This is a genomic window from Corynebacterium sp. HMSC08A12 (genome assembly GCF_001807485.1).
GTDB lineage: Bacteria > Actinomycetota > Actinomycetes > Mycobacteriales > Mycobacteriaceae > Corynebacterium > Corynebacterium evansiae.
Genome location: NZ_KV789189.1, coordinates 46,831 through 68,614, shown reverse-complemented (window position 1 = coordinate 68,614; position 21,784 = coordinate 46,831). Strand labels below are relative to the sequence as shown.

19 protein-coding genes and 1 pseudogene are annotated in these 21,784 nt (G+C 63.6%); 17 read left to right on the top strand and 3 right to left on the bottom strand.

The features are described from left to right. Positions 1-28: 28 nt before the first annotated feature. The 7 genes from HMPREF3166_RS08490 (at position 29) to rplQ (ending at position 5,096) form a co-directional block, all read left to right on the top strand. Complete coding sequence (locus HMPREF3166_RS08490; RefSeq protein ID WP_070488721.1) at positions 29-1,222, top strand: dicarboxylate/amino acid:cation symporter; 1,194 nt, start codon at positions 29-31, stop codon at positions 1,220-1,222. A gap of 249 nt (positions 1,223-1,471) precedes the next feature. Next, the gene (gene infA, locus HMPREF3166_RS08485) at positions 1,472-1,690 is read left to right on the top strand and encodes a translation initiation factor IF-1 (protein ID WP_003854422.1); all 219 of its coding nucleotides are present in this window, start codon (positions 1,472-1,474) and stop codon (positions 1,688-1,690) included. Positions 1,691-1,937: 247 nt separating this feature from the next. After that, complete coding sequence (gene rpsM, locus HMPREF3166_RS08480) at positions 1,938-2,306, top strand: 30S ribosomal protein S13 (protein WP_005291872.1); 369 nt, start codon at positions 1,938-1,940, stop codon at positions 2,304-2,306. Positions 2,307-2,309: 3 nt separating this feature from the next. Then, positions 2,310-2,714, top strand: a complete 405-nt coding sequence (gene rpsK / locus HMPREF3166_RS08475; protein ID WP_005291870.1) for a 30S ribosomal protein S11 — start codon at positions 2,310-2,312, stop codon at positions 2,712-2,714. A 26-nt stretch (positions 2,715-2,740) separates the two neighbouring features. Next, on the top strand, positions 2,741-3,346 hold the full coding sequence (gene rpsD, locus HMPREF3166_RS08470) for a 30S ribosomal protein S4 (RefSeq protein WP_005291869.1): 606 nt from the start codon (positions 2,741-2,743) through the stop codon (positions 3,344-3,346). Between the two features lie 144 nt (positions 3,347-3,490). Further along, positions 3,491-4,504, top strand: coding sequence for a DNA-directed RNA polymerase subunit alpha (locus tag HMPREF3166_RS08465; protein WP_035003040.1), 1,014 nt, complete (start codon positions 3,491-3,493; stop codon positions 4,502-4,504). Between the two features lie 55 nt (positions 4,505-4,559). After that, positions 4,560-5,096 carry a 50S ribosomal protein L17 gene (gene rplQ / locus HMPREF3166_RS08460; protein WP_049049757.1) on the top strand — a complete coding sequence of 179 codons (537 nt, stop codon included), beginning with the start codon at positions 4,560-4,562 and terminating at the stop codon, positions 5,094-5,096. A 434-nt stretch (positions 5,097-5,530) separates the two neighbouring features. Here rplQ and HMPREF3166_RS08455 read toward each other — a convergent pair whose 3' ends face one another. Beyond that, positions 5,531-6,145: a cation efflux transmembrane domain-containing protein gene (locus tag HMPREF3166_RS08455; protein ID WP_070488718.1), complete on the bottom strand. Its 615-nt coding sequence runs from the start codon at positions 6,143-6,145 to the stop codon at positions 5,531-5,533. 93 nt (positions 6,146-6,238) lie between these two features. Between HMPREF3166_RS08455 and truA the strand changes: the two genes are divergently transcribed. Together truA and eccB are read left to right on the top strand one after the other, a co-directional pair. Further along, positions 6,239-7,243 (top strand): tRNA pseudouridine(38-40) synthase TruA, encoded by a 1,005-nt coding sequence (gene truA, locus HMPREF3166_RS08450; RefSeq protein ID WP_070488715.1) that lies wholly within the window; start codon positions 6,239-6,241, stop codon positions 7,241-7,243. Between the two features lie 1,314 nt (positions 7,244-8,557). After that, on the top strand, positions 8,558-9,853 hold the full coding sequence (eccB, locus tag HMPREF3166_RS08445; protein ID WP_070488712.1) for a type VII secretion protein EccB: 1,296 nt from the start codon (positions 8,558-8,560) through the stop codon (positions 9,851-9,853). A gap of 224 nt (positions 9,854-10,077) precedes the next feature. Here eccB and HMPREF3166_RS10360 read toward each other — a convergent pair. Further along, positions 10,078-10,935: pseudogene (locus tag HMPREF3166_RS10360) on the bottom strand (S8 family serine peptidase); the annotation flags it as partial. Beyond that, positions 10,935-12,086, bottom strand: a complete 1,152-nt coding sequence (locus tag HMPREF3166_RS08440) for an EsaB/YukD family protein (RefSeq protein WP_070488709.1) — start codon at positions 12,084-12,086, stop codon at positions 10,935-10,937. The gene HMPREF3166_RS08440 and the pseudogene HMPREF3166_RS10360, both read right to left, overlap by 1 nt. Before the next feature lie 232 nt (positions 12,087-12,318). On the opposite strand from HMPREF3166_RS08440, the gene HMPREF3166_RS08435 reads away from it, so the two are divergent. The 8 genes from HMPREF3166_RS08435 (at position 12,319) to glmM (ending at position 21,782) form a co-directional block, all read left to right on the top strand. Continuing rightward, the gene (locus HMPREF3166_RS08435) at positions 12,319-15,495 is read left to right on the top strand and encodes an FtsK/SpoIIIE domain-containing protein (RefSeq protein WP_070488706.1); all 3,177 of its coding nucleotides are present in this window, start codon (positions 12,319-12,321) and stop codon (positions 15,493-15,495) included. A gap of 53 nt (positions 15,496-15,548) precedes the next feature. Continuing rightward, entirely contained in the window at positions 15,549-16,877 is a 1,329-nt protein-coding gene (locus HMPREF3166_RS08430; protein ID WP_070488783.1) for a type VII secretion-associated protein, read from the top strand. Between the two features lie 150 nt (positions 16,878-17,027). Continuing rightward, the gene (locus tag HMPREF3166_RS08425; protein WP_070488703.1) at positions 17,028-17,315 is read left to right on the top strand and encodes a WXG100 family type VII secretion target; all 288 of its coding nucleotides are present in this window, start codon (positions 17,028-17,030) and stop codon (positions 17,313-17,315) included. 60 nt (positions 17,316-17,375) lie between these two features. Further along, positions 17,376-17,657 carry a WXG100 family type VII secretion target gene (locus HMPREF3166_RS08420; protein WP_034984950.1) on the top strand — a complete coding sequence of 94 codons (282 nt, stop codon included), beginning with the start codon at positions 17,376-17,378 and terminating at the stop codon, positions 17,655-17,657. A 384-nt stretch (positions 17,658-18,041) separates the two neighbouring features. Next, on the top strand, positions 18,042-18,977 hold the full coding sequence (locus HMPREF3166_RS08415) for a PRC and DUF2382 domain-containing protein (protein ID WP_035003054.1): 936 nt from the start codon (positions 18,042-18,044) through the stop codon (positions 18,975-18,977). 297 nt (positions 18,978-19,274) lie between these two features. Continuing rightward, positions 19,275-19,718, top strand: coding sequence for a 50S ribosomal protein L13 (gene rplM, locus HMPREF3166_RS08410; protein WP_034984948.1), 444 nt, complete (start codon positions 19,275-19,277; stop codon positions 19,716-19,718). Continuing rightward, the gene (rpsI, locus tag HMPREF3166_RS08405) at positions 19,718-20,278 is read left to right on the top strand and encodes a 30S ribosomal protein S9 (RefSeq protein WP_005291842.1); all 561 of its coding nucleotides are present in this window, start codon (positions 19,718-19,720) and stop codon (positions 20,276-20,278) included. Before rplM ends, rpsI begins: the two co-directional genes overlap by 1 nt. A 160-nt stretch (positions 20,279-20,438) precedes the next feature. Next, positions 20,439-21,782 (top strand): phosphoglucosamine mutase, encoded by a 1,344-nt coding sequence (gene glmM, locus HMPREF3166_RS08400; RefSeq protein ID WP_035003055.1) that lies wholly within the window; start codon positions 20,439-20,441, stop codon positions 21,780-21,782. Positions 21,783-21,784: the final 2 nt, after the last annotated feature.

The window sequence follows — 21,784 nt, the reverse complement described above, 5'->3', positions numbered from 1 at the left end:
CAAGTATGTGCAAAGGGAAAGCGCCAGCATGAATGGATCCCGATTCCTTAATTCTCTGATATTCAAGATCATCGTCGCGATCGTCCTGGGTATCGTCTGCAGCCTCTTCTTCCCGGAATGGGCCGGCCGCGTATTTGCGACCTTCAATGGGCTGTTCAGTAACTTCCTGGGATTCTTCGTCCCGGTTCTGATCTTCGCTCTGATCGCCCCGGCTATCGCCAGCCTGGGGCGCGGGGCAGGTAAGTGGCTGGGCGTGACCGCCGGCATCGCCTACGTCTCCACCATCATTTCCGGCCTGATCGCCTACGGCGTGGCGGAAGGGCTTTACCCCTCGCTGCTGGGCAATGAGTCGATGATCGAGGCCAAGGATATTGACGAAGGCGCGCTGGCGCCGTTCTTCTCCGTAGAGATGGACCCACCGCTGGGCGTGATGTCCGCGCTGCTGCTGGCATTTACCGTAGGTATCGCTATGGCCTCGATGCGCACCGAAGTTTTGTACAAGGGTGCTGAGGAGCTGCGCGAGGTGACCATGAAGGTCATCCAGAGCTTCATCATCCCGCTGCTGCCGTTCTACATCTTCGGCGTGTTCCTGACCATGGGGATGAACGGCAACCTGAAGCTCACGCTGACGCAGTTCTCTAAGGTACTGATCCTCGCCGTACTGATGACATGGGCCATCTTGGCGCTGCAATACCTGCTGGCCGGACTCTTCGCGCAGCGCAACCCGTTCACGGCGCTGAAGAACATGCTGCCCGCCTACTTCACCGCCCTGGGTACTTCCTCTTCTGCCGCAACCATTCCGGTGACCCTGGAGTGCACTCGCAAGAACGGGGTATCCCAGTCTGTCGCCGACTTCGTGGTGCCGCTGTGTGCAACGGTGCACCTATCCGGTTCCATGCAGAAGATCGCTCTGTTTGCGTTCTCCATTGTCTACATGACGGGCGTGGACATGACCGCAGGCATGGCCCTGGGCTTCATCTTCTTGCTGGGCGTGATGATGATCGCAGCTCCAGGTGTGCCGGGTGGTGCGATTATGGCGGCCGTGGGTCTGCTGCAGTCCCAGCTGGGCTTCGACGATGGCCAGGTGGCACTGATGATTGCCGCTTACATCGCCATCGACTCCTTCGGTACCGCATGTAACGTCACCGGTGACGGCGCGATTGCGCTGACCGTGAACCGCCTGGCGAAGGGCGAACTGCGTCGCGAGGAGCAGCCCGCTTAGAGGTACAGCCCGGGCCGCCGTCAAGGTGCGGCCGCTAGAAAAGAAAAGCGCTCGTGTTAGCTCCCGAAGGGGCTGGCGCGAGCGTTTTGGCATCCGTGCAGGTCGCGTGTATTGTAAGCAGTTGGTGCATGAGGCTTTCGCATCGGTAAGTGCCCTAGGTGGCTGCCATGTGGGAGGTCTTGAGACTGCACCGTATGTAGCAAAACATCACCCATACCAGCCATCTGAGCTGGGGAAACGTTGGAGGATATGGCAAAAGAAGGCGCCATCGAGGTTGAGGGTCGCATCGTCGAGCCCCTGCCAAATGCGATGTTCCGTGTCGAACTGGACAACGGCCACAAGGTGTTGGCCCACATTTCCGGCAAGATGCGCCAACACTACATCCGTATTCTCCCCGAGGATCGGGTTGTCGTGGAGCTGTCTCCCTACGACCTGACCCGTGGGCGTATCGTTTACCGCTACAAGTAAATCGTTAAGCCTCCATACATCCAATCTAGGTAGCAGCGTCGCCGAGGCGGCAGCTACCTGGTCACTACCTCTGGCCGCGGCGGCCGGAGCCCTCCTTCCAACACCCCAATAGTTGGGGTGTTGGTTTCGCACGTTCAAGGCACCTAGTGCCCGAACAGTCTCTTCCGTGACTGTTGGCGAAATACTCGAAGGATCAAAAGGGACGAGTGTGGAGAAAACCGTCGCTAAACCGGAAGGAAAATGCCCTATGGCACGCCTTGCTGGTGTTGACCTGCCACGCGAGAAGCGCATGGAGGTCGCACTGACCTACATCTTCGGAATCGGCCCCGCCCGTTCCAAGGAGCTGCTGGAAAAGACCGGCATCTCCCCTGATCTTCGCTCCAAGGATCTGACCGACGAGCAGCTGTCCGCTCTGCGTGACGTTATCGAGAACACCTGGAAGGTGGAGGGTGACCTCCGCCGCGAGATCCAGGCCGATATTCGCCGCAAGATCGAGATTGGTTCCTACCAGGGCCTGCGCCACCGTCGTGGCCTGCCGGTCCGCGGTCAGCGCACCAAGACCAATGCTCGTACCCGTAAGGGCCCCAAGAAGACGATCGCAGGAAAGAAGAAGTAACCTATGCCTCCGAAGACTCGTTCCGGCGCGCGCCGTACTGGCCGTCGCGTCGTAAAGAAGAATGTGGCCAATGGCCACGCATACATCAAGTCCACCTTCAACAACACCATCGTGTCCATCACGGACCCGAAGGGCGCTGTGATTTCCTGGGCTTCCTCGGGCCACGTCGGCTTCAAGGGCTCCCGTAAGTCCACCCCCTTCGCCGCTCAGATGGCTGCCGAGTCCGCTGCCCGCAAGGCAATGGACCACGGCATGAAGAAGGTTGACGTTTTCGTGAAGGGTCCGGGCTCCGGCCGCGAGACCGCTATCCGTTCCCTGTCCACCGCGGGCCTCGAGGTTGGCACCATCGCCGACGTCACCCCGCAGCCGCACAACGGCTGCCGCCCGCCGAAGCGTCGTCGCGTCTAAAGAGAAGAAAGGATTAGGGATCAAAAATGGCTCGTTATACCGGCCCCGTAACCCGTAAGTCCCGTCGCCTCCGCGTCGACCTCGTCGGCGGCGACAACTCCTTCGAGCGTCGCCCCTACCCTCCGGGGCAGGCTGGCCGTGCTCGCATCAAGGAGTCCGAGTACCTCCTGCAGCTGCAGGAGAAGCAGAAGGCGAAGTACACCTACGGCGTTCTGGAGAAGCAGTTCCGCCGTTACTACGCAGAGGCCAACCGTCGCCCGGGCAAGACCGGTGACAACCTGGTCATCCTGCTGGAGTCTCGCCTGGATAACGTTGTCTACCGCGCAGGTCTGGCACGCACCCGCCGCCAGGCTCGCCAGCTGGTTTCCCACGGTCACTTCACCGTGAACGGCAAGAAGGTCAACGTTCCTTCCTTCAAGGTCTCCCAGTACGACATCATCGACGTGCGTGAGAAGTCCCGCTCGATGCTGTGGTTCGAAGAGGCTCAGGAAGCCCTGGTCGATACGATCGTTCCTGCTTGGCTGCAGGTCGTACCGTCCACTCTGCGCATCCTCGTGCACCAGCTGCCCGAGCGCGCTCAGATCGACATTCCGCTGCAGGAACAGCTGATCGTCGAGCTCTACTCGAAGTAAACCTGACGAACCTATTCGTTAGAATTACTTCGGATAGAACACCAAACGCGGTTTTCTACCGTCCGCACCGTCTACCAAACCTGGTGGCGGTAGTCCCCCTAACGGCGTCATATAGCGGTCGCCGAAAAAGGAGAAGCTTAAACAATGCTCATTTCACAGCGCCCCGCGCTCACGGAAGAGTTCATCGACGATTCCCGCTCCCGGTTCGTCATCGAGCCGCTGGAGCCGGGCTTCGGCTACACGCTGGGTAACTCCCTGCGCCGGACCCTGCTGTCGTCCATCCCGGGCGCGGCAGTGACCTCCCTGCGCATCGAGGGTGTGCTCCACGAGTTCACCACCATCCCGGGCGTGAAGGAAGATGTTTCCGACATCATCCTGAACATCAAGTCCCTGGTTCTGTCCAGCGACTCCGACGAGCCCGTCTCGATGTTCATCCGCAAGGAAGGCCCGGGCGAGGTTACCGGCGCCGACGTTGAGGTTCCGGCTGGCGTGGAGGTTCACAACCAGGACCTGCACATCGCCACCCTGAACGAGCAGGGCAAGCTGGAAATCGAGATGACTGTCGAGCGTGGCCGCGGCTACGTTCCGGCTGCTGCAGCTTCTTCTGAGATCGGACGCATCCCGGTCGACCAGATCTACTCCCCGGTTCTGAAGGTCAGCTACAAGGTCGAGGCAACCCGTGTGGAACAGCGCACGGACTTCGACAAGCTGATTCTGGACGTGGAGACGAAGAACTCCATCACTGCCCGCGATGCCATGGCATCCGCAGGCAAGACCCTGGTGGAGCTGTTCGGTCTGGCCCAGGAGCTGAACCACGAAGCAGAGGGCATCGAGATCGGCCCGTCGCCGCAGGAAAGCGAGCACATCGCTGCCTACAGCATGCCGATCGAGGACCTCAACTTCTCCGTCCGCTCCTACAACTGCCTGAAGCGTGAAGAGATTCACACCGTCGGCGAGCTGGCTGCACGCACGGAGTCCGACCTGCTGGACATCCGTAACTTCGGCCAGAAGTCCATCAACGAGGTCAAGGTCAAGCTGGCTGGCTTGGGTCTGGGCCTGAAGGACGCTCCGGAGGGCTTCGATATCACCGATATCGAGGGCTACGACGCAGAGACCGGCGAGTTCATCGACACCGAGGGCGAGGACATCGCGGAATAACCCGGTGGTTAACCGCACGCGCTCACTGATTTAAAGATCCACACGAGGAGAACTAATGCCTACCCCAAAGAAGGGCGCCCGCCTGGGCGGTTCTGCTTCCCACCAGAAGAAGATCCTGTCCAACCTCGCTGCTCAGCTGTTTGAGCACGGCGCCATCAAGACCACGGACGCAAAGGCTAAGCTGCTGCGCCCCTACGTCGAGAAGATCATCACCAAGGCCAAGCGCGGCACCCTGGCGGATCGCCGCAACGTGCTGAAGCTCATCCCGAACAAGGAAGTTGTTGCTTACCTGTTCAACGAGCTGGCTCCGAAGTTCGAAGGCCGTCCGGGTGGCTACACCCGCATCATCAAGCTGGAGAACCGCAAGGGCGACAACGCTCCGATCTCCCAGATCTCCCTGGTGACGGAGCCGCTGGCCTCCACCGAGGCAGAGCGCGCTAACCGCGTTGCTGCTTCCAAGGCCAAGAAGGCTGAGGCCGAGGCTGCTGAGGCTAAGGCTGAAGAGGCTGAGGAGGCTCCGGAGGTTGAGGCTGACACCGCAACCGACAAGGCCGCTGAGGCTGAGGCTGCCGAGGCTGCCGAGGACAAGTAAGTCCGGCGCTCTCGCCTAGCTTTCGCTCTGGCTTAGCTTTCGCTTTCGCCTAGCTTCGAGGCGGGTCACGGTTACCCAATCGGGTAGCTCGTGGCCCGCCTTTTTTGTTGCCTATTGGTTGCTTATTTATTGACGCCACCCGCCTCCGCCGGCCCCGATGTCACCGAACAGGCAAGGGTGCGCCTGCTGGCCTGTGCGGGGCGGGGTTTGTGGGTTTGTGGTGGGTTTGGGCGGGGTTTGTGGTGGGTTTGGGTGCCGAATGTCGTTAGATCGGGAATGCGTTAATGCGAACGATTTGCAGTTCTGCAAAAGTGCAGTTCAGAGAGTTTTCGTTTTGCCGGCACTTTACTTTCGTCGCACGTATTCCCGTTCTAACGACATTGGCCGGAGTTGGACCGCGCGTATTCCCGTTCTAGCGACATTGGCTGGTTCGCCTAGTCCATCTCGAGCTCCGGCTCTTCCGCTCGAGCTTGCTCAAAGACCTCCTTCGCCGCCGAGAGGTTAATCAGACCGATGACCACGCCGACCACAATGTCCGGCCACGCGCTGGCCCAGAAGATCATCACCACACCGGCGCCGAGGATCAGAACATTAGCCGCAGCATCATTGCGCGCCGCCAGCCAAGCACCCTGAACCAACGCACTATCCGCCCCGCGCAGCCGCAGCAAAAGCACTGCGCAGACGAGGTTAATCACCAGCGCTCCGATGGCCGTCACGCTCAGAGTCACGGGCTCCGGGGGAGTGCCCGTCACCACCTTCCACGCGGCCGTGCCGAAGGCCGCGAAAGCCGGAATCAGAATCAACCCTGCCAGGGCATAGCTGGCCTTCCGGCGGCTGGCGACTGACCACCCCAGGGCGGTGAGAACCAGAACGTTGATGAGGGTGTCTTCGAGGAAGTCTGCGGCGTCAGCAAAAAGGGCGGCGGAGCCGATGACCAGCGCGATCGTCACCTCAACGACGAAGCCAAGTCCGTTAAGAGCAGCGACCCACGCGACTAGGCGGCGGGCGCGCGAGTCGAGGGTGGAGGCGGAGAATTCGTTGTCTTGCACGCAGGCTAGACTAAGGCGCGCACAGTGCCCATGGCGAATGCAGCAGCCCAGCAGCAGCTAGACGAACGTACATCCTAAGGAGCCGCCCCGACCATGTCCGACAAATACCCGGCCGACGAGGCTAAGCCGGCCGATCAGCCCGACACAGCCGACGAGCTGGTGCGTGTGCGCCTGGACGTGGCCTACGACGGCACGGATTTTCACGGCTGGGCGACCCAGTCCGGGGGCTTGCGCACGGTCGCGGGAGTGCTGCAGGAGAAGTTGTCACTGGTCACGCGCCATCCCATTGAGCTGGTCGTTGCCGGGCGCACCGACGCGGGCGTGCATGCCAGCGGCCAGGTCTGCCACGCGGACATCCCTGCGGACGCCTTCGAGCAGCGCTCGCTGACTCGCCCGGAGGATCTGGTGCGGCGCCTGTCGCGCATGTTGCCGGCGGACGTGCGGTTGCACGGGGCAAGTGTTGCTCCGCAGGGTTTTGACGCCCGCTTCTCCGCGCTGCGCCGGCACTACATTTATCGCGTGACGACTCATCCGGCCGGCCCCGTGCCGGTGCGGGCGCGGGATACGGCAGCGTGGCGCCACCCGATTGATTTGGAGAAGACTCAGGCGGCCTCCGATGCGCTGATCGGTTTGAACGACTTCGCGGCGTTCTGCAAGGCCCGCGAGGGGGCCACGACAGTTCGCGAGCTGCAGGAGTTCCGCTGGGTGGACGTCTCCACGGAGGCGGAACCGCAGACTTACGAGGCGCACGTGACGGCGGATGCTTTCTGCTGGTCGATGGTGCGATCCCTGGTGGGGGCGGCTCTGACGGTCGGGTCGGGCAAGCGGCCGAGGGATTTCACTTCGGGGCTTTTGCAGGAGACGAAGCGCAGCTCCGCCGTGCCGGTGGCACCCGCGGCGGGGTTGAACCTGGTGCGGGTGGATTACCCGGCCGACGAGGAGCTGGCGGAACGCGCGCTGACGACGCGCGCCAAGCGCTCCCCAGTCGGGAGTGGGAGTGGCTCGGCGGACGCAGACGCAGTAGATGCGGAGCCAGCCGCCGGGGCAGATACCGCGCCGGATGCAGAGCCAGCCACGGAGCCAGATACCGCACCGTGAGGGAAGCGGTGCTTGTGAGCATTCGCCCTCGCGCGGCGATGCTTTGCACGCCTTGAACGAGCGGGCGCGGGAGTGGCTACGCCCGCCTTCGGAGCCGTGGCCGGGGTGGCAACCGGCGCATTCTGTGGAACCGGCTGCGGCGCAGGTTTCGGCGCGAGCTGTGGCACGGTCTGTGTCGCAGGTTTCGGTGCTGGCTTCGGCGCGGGAGCCGTGACGGCGAAGAAGTTGAAGTACTCCCGGTGCTCACCGTGAGCCAGGATCGTGCCCGTGCCAACCGGCGGAACCGCGATATACACATCCACTGTAGGGTGCCCCAACAGTTGCAGGCGCTCGCGCCCCTGGGCGAGCACGTCCTCCGCAGCGGCGAAGCCAACACTCCCATGACGTGAACCGCGCATGGCTGCAGGAATCTCCACGAGCAACACCCGAGTTTTCGTGTCCTCTTTGCTTGAAGCTGGATCTGTCGGATCCGTCTGATTCGTCGTACCCGACGCATTCGGCAAGTGCGCTGCCTCCCTTGGGTCGGCTGCCCCGCCAGCACCACCGCTGAACCTGCGCAGCTCGAAGAGCTCCTCCGGCCAGTTCATTGACCCCTCCAACGCGCGCAGTTGCGCACTCGTTCCAAACATCGCAAAAGTCGCGCCGGGGATGGGGTGCACCAGCATGGGTTCGCCGGCATCGGTCAGCCCGATAAACCAGCCCGGCGCAGCCGGAACGCTTAGCTGCTCCGCCAGCCCGGCTACCTCCGCGCCCACCGGCGGAGCCTCCGCGGGCAGAGCCCACACCCCGCACCCGCTGGCGGCAAAAGGCATCCGCGCCGCCGCGTGCTCCGGCACGCCCACCAGCGTGGCAGAGGCATCCCCCAACCAGCCGCGACCGAAAGGCTTGGTGGGGACGGTTGCGGTGGAGAGGGTGGCGTCCATAAGAGAAAGACCTAAACCACCGGCCAACCGGTCGCCAGAAATCCGCCGTGACGACGGCTCGCCCCACAATCTGTCGTGCACGCAGAGCAGCCGGAACCAGCGCGTGCCCTGACCCGTGGTGGCGCGGCTGCGGGCGAAGGCGAACCAGCCCGCCGCGATGCACCCGATCGCCAGCAACCCGCACAAAACCCACGCCCACCAGGAAGTATGCTCAGTGTCGGCGGAATTGGCAGCCAAAAGTGCCACTGAACCCATTATTCCCATCCCCCAAAGTATGAAATTCCCCCGAATGCGAGGTTCGCCTCGCGCAAGCAATTCAACCATGAAATACTTGAGCGCGCTAGCGGGGGCTAGAAACAACAAAAACAACAAAGGGGGGAGCGCAGTAACCATGCGCACAACGGGGATACAAGTATCTGGATTTAACTTTCTGCTGCGCAGGCTCGAGCTGGCGCTGGTCATTGGGGACCCGCGGATGGCCCACGATCCACTGCGCAGCCAGCGGCGGGCGCTGGTCGTCGGCGTGCTGCTGAGTCTGCTGATCGCCGGGGGAGCGGTGATGCTGGGGCTACTGCGCCCACAGCCGAGCCTGGACGGGGCCGATCTGGTGGCCGATGAAACCGGCACGCTGCACCTGCGCCTGGAGGATTCCTACCATCCGATTACGAACGTCGCCTCCGCGCGGCTGATTCTGCAGCAGCCCGTCGAGGTGCAGAAAACCACTGCTGAGCAGCTATCCCAAGTTCCGTTGGGCCAGCCGATCGGTATTCCGCAGGTGCCGGCGCTTTCTGCCGCGCCGGACCGCGAGTGGTTGTACTGCGACCGTGCGGACGGTGGCGTGGGCACGGTCGTGGCCGTCGAGCACATCAAGGCGCATCGCCACGCTCTGCTGGCTGCGCCTTCGGGTTATTGGCTTATTGACGCCACCACTCGCACCCGCATAACCCCAGATGCAGCCCGGGCTTTCGGCACGGAGGCGGTGCCCGCCAGCGATGGGTTGGTCCAACAGTTCCGCCGCAGCCCCGACATCGCCATGCCGACGGGGAAGACGAAGATGCCCACGCCTTTCGACGTGGCGGGCAGGGTAATCACTTCTGGCGACCGGGCGTTTCTGGTGGACCGAGCGGGCGTGGGGGAGGTCAAAGGTTCGCGGCGTGACTTTGCTTTGGCCAGCAGCCCCGTGCCGCCGGTGGAGGCCCCGCTGGCGGATGTGATGCGTCAGCCGAGCGTGGACGTGTTGGCGGGAATCCCGGAGTTCGATGGCGAGCAGCCCGTGACGTGGGCGCAGCCGCAGATGGTGTGCGCGGGGCCGCAAGGGTTGGCGGAGCCGGAGGATGGCGCCGCAGCTGGCAGCGGCGCAGGGAAGGATGGCACAGGCGCGGACTCAGCCGGAATCAGCGCCGTGCTGGCTGCCGACGAACCAACCGCCTACTGCGGCCCGCGGGGCACGTCGGCGCTGAAGACGGAGCGCGGATACGTGCTGGTCAGTGATAACGGAGTGCGCTACTCCGTGGGCAGCCAGACCGAGCTGCGCGCCCTGGGGTTCACCGCGGAACAGGAGGTTCAGTTCGCCCGCGTGGCCTCGCTGCCAGACGGCGGCCTGCTGTCTGCGGAGAAAGCCCGGCAGACGACCGTGGCGATGATGCCTAGCGCCAGCACGAGGGAGAGCACGACCGGCACGGAATAGTCGGCGGCCCCCGGCTGGTGAGGCTGGGTGCTGACGGTCTGCAGCTCGTAGTGTGCGCCGGTCGAGCCATCGCTGCCAATGCTGCCATTGTTGCCGTCGCTGCCGTTGTCGCCAACGCGGATCCGCGCATCCCGCAGGTCGAGCGCCTTATCCACGGCCGCGGCGGGATTCACAACCAACATCTGCTTCCCCAATCCCGGTCCGCTCGCGCCGGGAGAGGCTGTGGAGGTCAGCAGTTCGCGGACCTCCCGTGCGCTGAGGTGCGGGACGATCTGCCAGACTAGCGCCGCTGTCCCGGACACCACCGGCGCGGCGAAACTGGTGCCCTCGAAAGGATCGGGGTTGCCGACGATGGTGTGCACCTTCCCGCGCACATCCACCTGCCCTTCGACCGGCCCGCCGGGGGCGAACAGATCCACCCAGTGCGTCGGCGCGCTGTACTGCGCGGGCACGCGACCCTGGTCGGCGGAGTTCTCCTTCCCGGCAGCTGGCCCTGCAACTGACCCTGCACCGGCCCCTGCGCCTGCCGCCAGCTCCTGTGCCCGCGGCGCCACCGCGCCCACGGCCAGCACGGAATCCAGGCTGGAAGGAAATGTCGGCGCCCCCTCCGGGCACTGGCCCGTGTTGCCCGTGGAAGCCACCACCAGCACCCCGGCCTTCTCTGCCCGCCCTATGGCCTCCCGCAGTTCCGCCGTATCCTCGCAGGCCACCATCGAAATATTGATGATCTTCACCCGCGCCTTCAGCGCCCGGTCGATCGCGCGAACCAGATCCTCCACCGTGCCCTCAGCACGGGAGGCAACCGCGTTATGCCTAAACGAATGCACCTTTGCCTCCGGCGCTATTGCCCGCAACACGCTGGTCACCACGGACCCGTGCAGCACGCAAAAATCACGGTCTCCCACCACGCCCGGCCCGGCGGAACCCGTATCAACCACAGCCACGTCCACGTCCCGGCCCCGGGACAGGGCGTGCAGCGCTGGGTACGAGGGGGCGTCAATATCCGGCAAAGGCAAGGTACCCGGCGCCGCAACGGTGCCTTCCTGGCAGTTCCCGTGCGGCGAGGAATCCTGGATGATCATCAGCCGATGCCCCGAATCGCCTCGAAGATCCCTGTGGTCTGCAGCGCCAGGGGGATGGCCAGACAGAACGCAACGGCCTCCACCATGTCGATCACCCGCCCCAGCATCGGCGACTGCACGCGCACCGCCGGCAGACCAACCAGCACCAGGCACACCGCACCCCAGGGTTCGTGCAGCGCCAACCACAGAATCGTCGCCGCGGAAAGCACCGCCAGCGCCACCGAATGCACCGGCCGGGTGCTGCGCGCGCTCACTCCCAGCACGGCCACCAGCACCAGCAGCGCCGCACGCCACAGGCTCAGCGGCTCACCCCACGGCGCCAGCTGGTACACGCACGCACCCAGCACCGCCACGATTGCCACCACCAGGGCGGAATGCACCTCCACCACCTGGCCCGCACGGGTGGTCGTCGGCTGAGTAAACACGCCAGTCGCGGGCACCTTCGGCAACTTGATACCCGCCAGTCCGATCGCAATCTGCCCCGAATAAGCCAGCGCGAACATCGCCAGCAGCAGCGTAACCCCCGGCCAGAAGTTCATCGCCGCGAACACCACCCATGTGGCCGTCACGATCCGCGCCGGGCCGCTGCGCCACACCATGAGGGCCGCCACAAAGCACGCGCACAGCACATTCACGTGCAGGCCCAGCCCGAAGCCGAGGATCGCGGCCAGGTAGGTGAAGTTGCGGTGGTGCAGCGAAGCCGCCGCCGTAGCCAGTGCCGCCACTGCGGTTGCCACGATCGTTGCGGTATCTGCCGAATGGTTGAGGTTAAGGACGCCCCCAGCTCCAACCAGCTGATTATCCAAAGGGTGCCACGCGGGAGTGGCTTGAAGGCTGAACAGCGCAACGATGGCCGCGGCGATCCAGGCAGCAGGGCTGGCGGGGATAGGGCCGGAGAGCTCCTCGACAGCCTCGGCCGGCGGGGCGGGAACGGTGGCGATCTGCAAGGTCAGCGACTCTCCGGGGCGCACCCCAGCCTCCGCCAGAGTGTGCTGGGGCTGAACCTGCCCAACCGCCCGGTGGAGGATCCAGTGTTCCCCCGGCTCCGCATCCACAAGGTGCGGTATGAGCTCCGCGACAGGCACATGGTCGGCGATTGCAGCGTTGATAGTGGTGCCCTTCGCAGGCACGGAAATGCTGAGAGCTAGCACAGTAAAAATCCCCCTGGTGGTGCACGTTTAGGCCGTGCCCGATTGAATCTGCAGCGAGGATCCCCCCTTTGGACCCCGCCGGTGTTTATTACACGGCACAGATAGTAACCCAGGCGAGGCGAGCTCGCTTGCCCTGCGGGTTGTCCGGGGAAGGTTTAGAATCAAAAACCACATCCAGGGGGTTGGATGGGGATTGATTGGGGACTAGCAGGTAACCGGGGGATTTTTCACCATGCAAACACAGGCGCCGCCGACGCTGCCGAAAGACAAACAACCGTTCATCAGGCTGCTGTTGCCTGCCGTCATGCTGGTTGCGGTGGTGGGCATGGTCGCCGCCATGGTGCTTTCCGGTTCTGGACGCAACCCGATCAGCTTCATCTTTCCGCTGATGATGCTGGGCAGCATGGCGATGATGTTCCAGCCGGGGGCGAATGTGGACGAGACGCGGCGCTCGTTCCACCGGCATATCGACGCGCTGAAGGACAGCGTGCAGCGCAGCCACGACGAGCAGCTACAGGGCATGCTGGCAGCTCACCCGCACCCGCAAGCACTGTGGACGCACGTGCGCACAGGCACCGACGTAACCGCCGAGCCGGGCGTGGTGCGCATCGGCACCGCGGTGCAGACCCCGGACGATCCACTGGAGGTGCCGGTGAACGCCCCGCCGGAGGACCTGGAGCCGGTCAGCGCTATGAGCCTGCGGGAGGTCGCGTTGCGCTACGCCACCATCGAAGCGCCGGTGTCCGTGGAGCTGGCGAGCTTTCACTGCATCGTGCTGCTCGGCGACGGGGCTGCTGGCCTGGCACGCGCCATGCAGGCGCAACTGGCGATGCAAGACCCGGACATCATCGGAATCACCGGGCCTTTCGAGGAGTGGCTGCCGCACGACGGGCCGCGCAAGGTGCACTTCTGCACGGGCGAGAGCCCCGTGGTTGCCGGCGCGGTGGTTACCGACCCGAGCGAGGAGTGGGTGGAAAACGCCAAAGGTCACGGCCTGTTGCTGCAGGTGGACGATGCCGCCGGCGGGTGCCTGCTAAGCGCCTGGACCGTCGACGGCTGGGTGCCCTTCGGAGTGGCCGACCAGCTCAGCGAGGTGGAACTGGCGCAGATCTGCCGCGCCAGGTCCACCGTGAAATCCAGCACGTCACTGTTGGAACTGCCGGGCGGGGACTTGCGCGCACCCATCGGCTTTTCTGGCGCGCCGGTGTACCTGGACATCAAGGAATCCGCCCTGGGAGGCATTGGCCCGCATGGCCTGTGCGTGGGTGCGACAGGTAGCGGCAAGTCGGAACTGTTGAAAAGCGTAGTGATTAGCTTCGCCCACCAGCACAGCCCGGAGGAGCTGAATTTCGTGCTCGTGGACTTCAAGGGTGGAGCCAGCTTCCTGGGAATGGATCGGCTGCCCCACACGTCCGCGCTGATCACCAACCTGGCTGAGGAGGCGGGGCTGGTCGACCGAATGCAGGATAGTTTGCTGGGGGAGATGCATCGGCGTCAAGAAAAGCTCCGCGCCGCAGGCCTGACTACGGCGGCGGAATACAACCGCGCCTACCCGGGCCAGATGCCGGCGCTGTTTATCGTGGTGGACGAGTTCTCCGAGTTGCTGCACGCCCGGCCCGAGTTCGCTGAGGTGTTCGCCGCGATCGGTCGGCTGGGCCGCAGCCTGCGAATGCACCTGCTGCTGGCCACCCAGCGCCTGGAGGAGGGACGCCTACGCGGCCTGGAATCCCACCTGAGCTACCGCATTGCCCTGCGCACGTTCTCTGCTTCCGAATCCCGCGCGCTGATCGGCACCACCGAGGCCTACGAGCTGCCCGCCACCCCAGGCGCGGCGATCCTTTCCGCCGGGGACAAGGTGCGCTTCCACTCGGCTTATGTTTCCGGCCCGGAATTGCCCCGCGACCAGCGGCTGGTGCGGGTGCTGGGTTCCACCGTGGAGGCGGAGACCACCACCATGCAGATGGTGATCGACCGGCTGGAGGGGCCGAATAAGAACCCGGTGTGGCTGCCGCCGCTGCCGGAAGACCTGCCCGCCAGTGAGGTCATGGAGCCCCGCGCGCCGGGCGTGGCCCGCATCGGCCTGGAGGACCTGCCCTTCGAGGGGCTGCAGGTACCGATGGACGTGGACCTGCGCCGCAAGCATTGGGCGATCGTCGGTCAGCCGCGCACGGGCAAGACCACGGCCGTACGCAGCCTGGTGTTGGGGTGGGTTCTCAGCTCGCCGGGCTGGCCCGTGTACATCTTCGACCCGGGCGGCGGCCTGCGGGATCTCGCGCGTTTGCCGCAGGTGGCGGCAGTGGTGGGGCCCGATGGGTTGGCGCGCCTGTTCGATGAGATGGAGCAGACGGAGGGCCAGCGCCTGCTGATCATTGATGGGCTAGACCAGGTGGGGACGGCCAGCGGTGGGACGGGCGAGGAGGAGCAGCGCCTCATCCGCCTGGCCACCACCGGGCTGGAGCGCGGCCTGCACGTGGTGGTCACAGCACTGCGGTGGAACTTCCGCCCCTCGCTGCGGGACGTGCTGACCGGCCAGATCGAACTGCGAATGACTCCGCTAGACGCACATTTCCGCGATGCGCAGAAATCCCTGCCCGACGTGCCCGGCCGGGGTGTATCGCCCCGTGGCAAGCACGTGCAGTTTGCCGATTCCACCGCGCAGGACGTCGAGCACGTGCGGATGGAAAGCGCCCGTCGCGGCGAGACGGAGGTGGCCATGCGGGTGCTGCCGGAGCGCATCGGTTGGAAGGAGCTGGGCGACCCGCAGGCATTCGCTATCGGCGGCCCGCGCCTGGATCCGGTCCGCTGGGATCGGGGTACTTTCCCCCACCTGGTGGCCATTGGCCAGGCGGGCAGCGGTGTGACGACCGCTCTGCGCGCCGTGATGCAATCCGTCGCTGACACCCGCAGCCACACCGGCGAGCCGCCGGAGTTCCTGGTCACGGACACGCGCCGCGGGTTGCTGGGGGTTGCGGGCTACCGCGTGCCGGAGGACTTCCGCGCGGACTTGGCCGACTGGGTTGCCACGCTACGGGAGCGCATTCCAGGCAGCGACGTGACCCCGCAGCAGCTACGGGAACGCTCCTGGTGGTCCGGGCCGGAGCTATTCGTGGTGGTCGACGATGCGGACGCCGATCCCGGTCTCGACCAGCTGCTTCCCCTGTTGCCGTACGCCGCCGACATTGGTCTGCACCTGGTGCTTGGCCGCCGCTCGGGGCAGTTCGCCCGCGCGGCCTATCAGCCGTTGACGCAGGCCATGCGCGACCAGAGCGCGTGGTTGCTGTTTTCTGCGCCGCGCGAGGATGGACCGATCGCGGGGGTTCGTTTAGTACGACGCCCACAGGGGCGCGCCGCCTATGTGCACAAAGAAACCTGGACGGTGCACGTGGCTGAAGCGGCGGAACAGAACTGAGAACGGTTGAGAGTAACTAGGAACGATTGAGAGTAATGAGCGGGGTGGGGAAAATGAGGGTAGATCAGAGGATTGGGGAAGCCCGGGGACTGCTGGCCGAGGCGCTGGCGCTGCAGGAATCGGGTGTGCTGGTCAGTGGCATGACGGTGACGGATCTGGCCACGGGGTTCGTGGTGACCGGCGATGCCGAGATGCAACGGCCGGGATACTTGCAGTACGAGGGAGCCGATAGCGCAGCGGGGGCCACGGGCACTGCGAGCGCCGCGGGTGCCGTGAGTAGAGCGGACGCAATGGACGACGTGGAGTTCCAGCGTTCCGGGCTGAGCCTTGGCAGGCTCTCTGAACTCTTTGAGATGGTCAGCGAGGTGCTGGAACAAAGGCAGGAACACCCGGAGGCTGCGGCGGTGAACCCGCCGGAGCCTCGCGAGCTGTTCCCCTGGGGCATCGGACTGCGGGAGGTAGACGTTCTCGTCACCGGTTCCTTTGCAGTGCAGGTTGTGCACTATCTGCGGATCATGGGCGTGCGTGCGCGGCTGGTGGATAACGACATGGTGCTGCGGGTGGCCAGCGAGCTCGCGCTGGCGCAGCAGGAGCTGCAACACCTTAACCTTGCCGAACCCGTTCGCCTCGGAGAGGTAGACAGCGGGGCAGCAGAGCCCGTAGAGGAAACGGATGAGTGGCAGGAGGTGGAGGAGGGGGCGTCAATAAGAAAGGAAGAAAGAAAAGACAACCGCAGGCTGCCCGCGGCGTTGGCCGCCTTGGCGCTGTTTATCGTCGGCGGGCTGGTGGCGACGTTCACGGTGTTCGACTCGCAGGCAGCAGAGAACACGGTTAGCGCCGATGGTGCGGGAAGTACAGGAAGCACTGGAATTACTGGAAGTACCGAGAGCACTGCGAGCGTGCAGGGTGACTCGAGTGTCGAGTCGGAGGAACCCGTTGCAGACGAACCCTTCCCCGAGCCGCGCAGGAGGGGTGTGACCACGGCCGACCAGAGTTCACGGCGCGCGGACATACCGATCAGCGTGAACGTGGACGGGTGGCGCTTAGGTAGTGCGACTCGTGCGCGGGAGGAATACGTCGGCGACGACGAGGGGATGCGCGTGCTGGTGGCGGCCAAGGAGACGCCGCTGAAAACACAAGAGGAGATGGATGCGGCGATGCTCGGCGCGCTGAACGACGTGAGCAGCAGCGACGATGGGGTGACAGTGGTGTCGACCCAGCCGGTGAGTTACGAGGAGAACTATCCGAGTTCGACGACCCTGTGGCACGTGCGGCTGGTGGACGGGCATCAGATCTCAGTGGGCTGCCAGTACCGGCAGTGGAATGAGCAGAGGGAAAAGGTGTGCCAGGAATTTGTGGAGACGGCGCGTCCGGAAAAATAGGGGAAAGCATGAAATGTGGGGACTACCGTGAACCTTTTCGCAGGACGGCGAGTATAACCCTTACGATGGCGCCTTCAACAGGGTTTTCAAGGGGATACCCGGCGACATGATCGAAAGATTGCAGAATTTTCAACAGGGGGATTTTAAGGCATGAGCTTTAAAACAGATGTCAGCACGATGAACCAGGCGGCGAACAACGTCGACCGTGTGAAGGACGAGGTCCAGGGCGAGCTCAGCCGACTGCGAGGCGTTGTGGACGACGTTTCCGGCAGCTGGAAGGGGCAGGCTCAGGTCTCCTTCCACTCGCTGATGGAGCGCTGGGACGAGAACGCGCGGAAGCTCAACGAGGCACTGCAGAGCATCGCGGACAACATCCGCGCCAACGCAGGCGACTTCGATACCACTGACGTGGACAACGCGGCAGCTTTCAACGCCTAACCCGGGTCCGTTGGACCCACAAGAGATTCATTACAGAATTCATTACAGAAGGGGACAGGAATGATTCAGTACAACTTTGCACAAATCGCCAATGCTGCGGATGACATCAACCGTGGCAACGGCACTATCAACGGTCTGCTGGGAGACCTCAAGCGCGATCTGCAGCCGATGGTTAGCGAGTGGGAGGGCGCGGCCTCCGACAGCTACCAAGCTGCTCAGAAGAAGTGGGATGACTCCGCACAGGAGATCAACGAGGTGCTGGGGCAGATCGCCCGCACCGTCCGCCAGGCAAATGATCGCATGAGTGAAATCAACACCAATGCAGCAAATAGCTGGGCATAAAGCCAGCTAAACAATCTTCTCCCGTCATATTCTCAGGCCCCCTTTGAAATGGAAAAGGGGAGCCTGAGATTTTTCTTTAATTGACGCCTCGCGTTGTGGAATAAGCGGGCGGGTTGCAGTGCTAGAAAACTTGACACAATCGTGATGTTTGCAATGACCTGGGAGAATGGGTGGATAAATCTAGCTTCATGCCTATTGGAAAGCATTTTGGTTGAAGTGTTAATAAAACCATGCGTAGCGTCTTTTGTGTACGGGAAAGACGACAACAATCAGCTACACCACTGCTGTTGTTACACCACTACGTAATTCCCCACTGTTGGTACTCACCAAGCAAGACAAACCCCCGTATTGCGTACCAACAAGGTGAAAGGATTTATTAACAAAATGAGCAACGACATCAAGGATCTTTTCAAGGCAACCGCATACGACAACGCTGGCGACAAGCTGGGCAGCGTCAAGGAAATCTTCGTTGACGACAAGTCCGGCCAGCCCACCTTCGTTGAGGTTAACCACGGCCTGTTCGGCATGAACTCCAGCCTGGTTCCGATGCGCGGCCACAAGTTCGACGGCGAGAACCTGAACCTGGCTTTCGCCAAGGACCGCGTCAAGGACGCGCCGGACTTCGACGCTGACCAGGCTCTGACCCCGGAGCAGCAGAACGAGATCTACCGCCACTACGGCCTTGACAATGTTGAGGACACCACCCGTTACGGCGAGGGCGCTGGCAACCAGGATGCAGGCGCGAAGGATGCAGGCGAGGAGCGCTCCACCCTGGATCGCCACGAGGCTGCCGGTGGTAACACCACTGCTGGCGCTGGCGTGGGTGCTGCAGGCGCAGGTGTTGCTGGTGCAGGCGTTGCAGGTGCGAACGCGGACCAGGCGGGTGCCACCGAGCGCGAAGCTGCTAACACTGACGCCGCCAACCGCGAGGCTGCCGTGAACAATGAGGGCGAGATCATCCGCTCCGAGGAGCGCCTGAATGTTCAGAAGGACAAGGTGCAGACCGGCGAGGCTCGCCTGCGCAAGTACGTAGTCACCGACACCGAGACCGTAGAGGTTCCGGTCACCCGCGAAGAGGTTCGCGTCGAGCGCACTCCGATCTCCGAGGAAGAAGCAGCTAACCTCAAGGGCAACATCGACGAAGCTGGTCAGGAAGCCTCTGTCACCCTGAACGAAGAACGTGTCTCTGTGAACAAGGAGACCGTCCCGGTGGAGAAGGTATCCCTGAACAAGGAGCAGATCACCGAGACCGAGCGTCACACCGAAGAGGTCCGCAAGGAGCAGATCGACTCCAACCTTGACGGCGACGTCCGTAAGTAACAACAAGGACTCAGCGACAGAGCCCCGGCTCGCCCTCCCCAATGGCAGGGGAGAGCTAAAGCCGGGGTTCTTTACTGTGCAACGTTGGCGGCGACCAGCTCGCGCGCCCAGGTAGGCGTTTTGGTCTGCGCGCCAACCTGCACTAAACTCCCAAGGGTTGTGTGCACAGTGCCCGGCCTGCCCGGGCGCATGCATTTCTGCGGGTCCCAACCGGCCGCCGCAGAAGCACTCACGTACTTCACGTTTAAGTGTTCATCTGGCTGGCAGTTCCAAGATCAAGACTTTAAGGAGTCCCCTGTGACTACTTTCCACCCGAAGAGCGGTGACATCACCCGTAAGTGGTACGTCATCGACGCCACCGACGTGGTGCTGGGTCGTCTTGCTGTTACCGCAGCTGACCTGCTGCGCGGCAAGAAGAAGCCCTACTTCGCACCAAACGTTGACTGCGGCGACAACGTCATCATCATCAATGCGGACAAGGTCCACATTTCCTCCAACAAGCGCGAGCGTGAGATGCGCTACCGTCACTCCGGCTACCCGGGTGGTCTGAAGACCATGTCCCTGGGTCGTTCCTTGGAGCTGCACCCGGAGCGCGTCATCGAGGAGGCAGTCAAGGGCATGATGCCGCACAACAAGCTGTCCCGCGCGTCCATCAAGAAGCTTCGCGTCTTCGCTGGCCCGGAGCACACTTTCGAGGCCCAGAAGCCTGAGACCTACGAGATCAAGCAGGTGGCACAGTAATGACTGAGTACAACGAGAACGTAACCGACGAGCAGAACGCTGCTGTCGAGGAGAACTTCGAGGGCGAGTACACCGCTACCGACGCAGTGAACGAAGAGTTCGTTGCCACCATCGGTGACTCCATCGCTTCCGAGGACGAGGCTGAGCAGGTTGAGGCTGAGCCGGTCGTCTTCGAGGGCACCATCCAGACCGTTGGCCGCCGCAAGGAGGCCGTCGTCCGCGTCCGCATGGTTCCGGGCTCCGGCGAGTTCCTGTGCAACGGCCGTTCCCTGGAGGACTACTTCCCGAACAAGCTGCACCAGCAGCTGATCAAGGCTCCGCTGGTCCTGCTGGACCGCGAGAACCAGTTCGACATCCAGGCCAACCTGAACGGTGGCGGCCCCTCCGGCCAGGCTGGTGCTTTCCGCCTGGCTATCGCCCGCGCACTGAACAAGTACAACCCGGCAGAGCGCACCGACCTGAAGCGCGCTGGCTTCCTGACCCGCGACGCTCGCGCCGTGGAGCGTAAGAAGGCCGGCCTGCACAAGGCACGTCGCGCACCGCAGTACTCCAAGCGTTAAATCGCTCCATCTTTTTTGGTGGCGACGCCCCCACGCCCCAGCCGATCACTTTTCGGTTGGGACGTGGGGGTTTCCCTTTTGTCTGGCTTTCAGATCAATTGCCTGCCCGCGGGAGTGGCACCCGCCCGACCTGCGGGGTGGCCGGGTAAGATCTCGCCCTATGGGTAAATTGTTCGGAACTGATGGTGTGCGCGGCCTGGCGAACAGGAAGCTGACCGCGCCGCTGGCGATGAAGCTGGGTGCCGCCGCCGCGCGCGTGTTGGTATCCAAGGAGGAAGTGGGTGGCCGCCGCCCGACCGCTGTGGTGGGCCGCGATCCGCGCGTATCGGGGGAGATGTTGACGGCCGCTCTGTCGGCGGGCATGGCCTCGCAGGGTGTGGACGTGTTGGATGTTGGTGTGATCCCGACGCCTGCCGTAGCCTTCCTCACCGACGACTTCGGCGCCGACATGGGCGTGATGATCTCCGCCTCCCACAACCCCATGCCGGACAATGGCATTAAGTTCTTCGCTGCCGGTGGCCGCAAGCTGCAGGACGACGTGGAGGACGAGATCGAAGCCACCATGCTGGAGCTGCCCGAGACGGGCCCAACCGGCGCGGCGATCGGCCGCATCCTGGATGAGTCCAACGACGCCCTGGAGCGCTACCTGGCTCATGTCGGCACGGCGATTAACCACCCGCTGGATGGCATCCGCGTGGTGGTGGACTGTGCCAACGGCGCGGCCTCCACTGCCGCCCCGGAGGCCTACCGCCAGGCCGGCGCGGACGTTGTGGCGATCCACAGCCGCCCGAATAGTTTCAATATCAACGATGGGGTGGGCTCCACTCACATCGAAGTTCTACAGAAGGCCGTGCTGGAGCACCAGGCGGATCTGGGCCTGGCTCACGACGGTGATGCGGACCGTTGCCTGGCCGTGGATTCCGAGGGCAATGTCGTAGACGGCGATCAGATCATGGCGATCCTGGCCGTGGCGATGAAGGAAAACGGGGAGCTGAAGCAGAACACCCTGGTGGCCACCGTCATGTCCAACCTCGGCATGAAGCTGGCCATGCGGGCCAACGGCATCAAGGTGCTGGAGACGCAGGTGGGCGATCGTTACGTGCTGGCTGAGCTGCTGGCCTCTGATCTTTCGCTGGGCGGCGAGCAGTCCGGCCACGTCATCATCTCCGAGCACGCTACCACCGGCGACGGCACCCTGACGGGACTGACGTTGATGGCGCGCATGGCGCAGACCGGCAAGCCGCTGTCCGAACTGGCCAGCGTTATGACGGTTCTGCCGCAGACGCTGATCAATGTGCCGGTGGCGGATAAATCCGTGATCGCCGACGACGAGCGCGTGGTCGAGGCCATCGCCAAGGCGGAGGAGGATCTGGGCGACGCTGGCCGCGTGCTACTGCGCCCTTCCGGCACCGAGGAGCTGTTCCGCGTGATGGTGGAGGCCGCCGATCCGGGCACGGCCCGTCGCATCGCGGGGAAGCTCGCAGCCGTGGTGGCGGAGGTTTAGGC

Excerpts from the sequence above, each read along its gene's own strand:
- HMPREF3166_RS08490 (WP_070488721.1), top strand. The coding sequence starts at position 29 with ATGAATGGATCCCGATTCCTTAATTCTCTGATATTCAAGATCATCGTC.
- infA (WP_003854422.1), top strand. The coding sequence starts at position 1,472 with ATGGCAAAAGAAGGCGCCATCGAGGTTGAGGGTCGCATCGTCGAGCCC.
- rpsM (WP_005291872.1), top strand. The coding sequence starts at position 1,938 with ATGGCACGCCTTGCTGGTGTTGACCTGCCACGCGAGAAGCGCATGGAG.
- rpsK (WP_005291870.1), top strand. The coding sequence starts at position 2,310 with ATGCCTCCGAAGACTCGTTCCGGCGCGCGCCGTACTGGCCGTCGCGTC.
- rpsD (WP_005291869.1), top strand. The coding sequence starts at position 2,741 with ATGGCTCGTTATACCGGCCCCGTAACCCGTAAGTCCCGTCGCCTCCGC.
- HMPREF3166_RS08465 (WP_035003040.1), top strand. The coding sequence starts at position 3,491 with ATGCTCATTTCACAGCGCCCCGCGCTCACGGAAGAGTTCATCGACGAT.
- rplQ (WP_049049757.1), top strand. The coding sequence starts at position 4,560 with ATGCCTACCCCAAAGAAGGGCGCCCGCCTGGGCGGTTCTGCTTCCCAC.
- truA (WP_070488715.1), top strand. The coding sequence starts at position 6,239 with ATGTCCGACAAATACCCGGCCGACGAGGCTAAGCCGGCCGATCAGCCC.
- eccB (WP_070488712.1), top strand. The coding sequence starts at position 8,558 with ATGCGCACAACGGGGATACAAGTATCTGGATTTAACTTTCTGCTGCGC.
- HMPREF3166_RS08435 (WP_070488706.1), top strand. The coding sequence starts at position 12,319 with ATGCAAACACAGGCGCCGCCGACGCTGCCGAAAGACAAACAACCGTTC.
- HMPREF3166_RS08430 (WP_070488783.1), top strand. The coding sequence starts at position 15,549 with ATGAGGGTAGATCAGAGGATTGGGGAAGCCCGGGGACTGCTGGCCGAG.
- HMPREF3166_RS08425 (WP_070488703.1), top strand. The coding sequence starts at position 17,028 with ATGAGCTTTAAAACAGATGTCAGCACGATGAACCAGGCGGCGAACAAC.
- HMPREF3166_RS08420 (WP_034984950.1), top strand. The coding sequence starts at position 17,376 with ATGATTCAGTACAACTTTGCACAAATCGCCAATGCTGCGGATGACATC.
- HMPREF3166_RS08415 (WP_035003054.1), top strand. The coding sequence starts at position 18,042 with ATGAGCAACGACATCAAGGATCTTTTCAAGGCAACCGCATACGACAAC.
- rpsI (WP_005291842.1), top strand. The coding sequence starts at position 19,718 with ATGACTGAGTACAACGAGAACGTAACCGACGAGCAGAACGCTGCTGTC.
- glmM (WP_035003055.1), top strand. The coding sequence starts at position 20,439 with ATGGGTAAATTGTTCGGAACTGATGGTGTGCGCGGCCTGGCGAACAGG.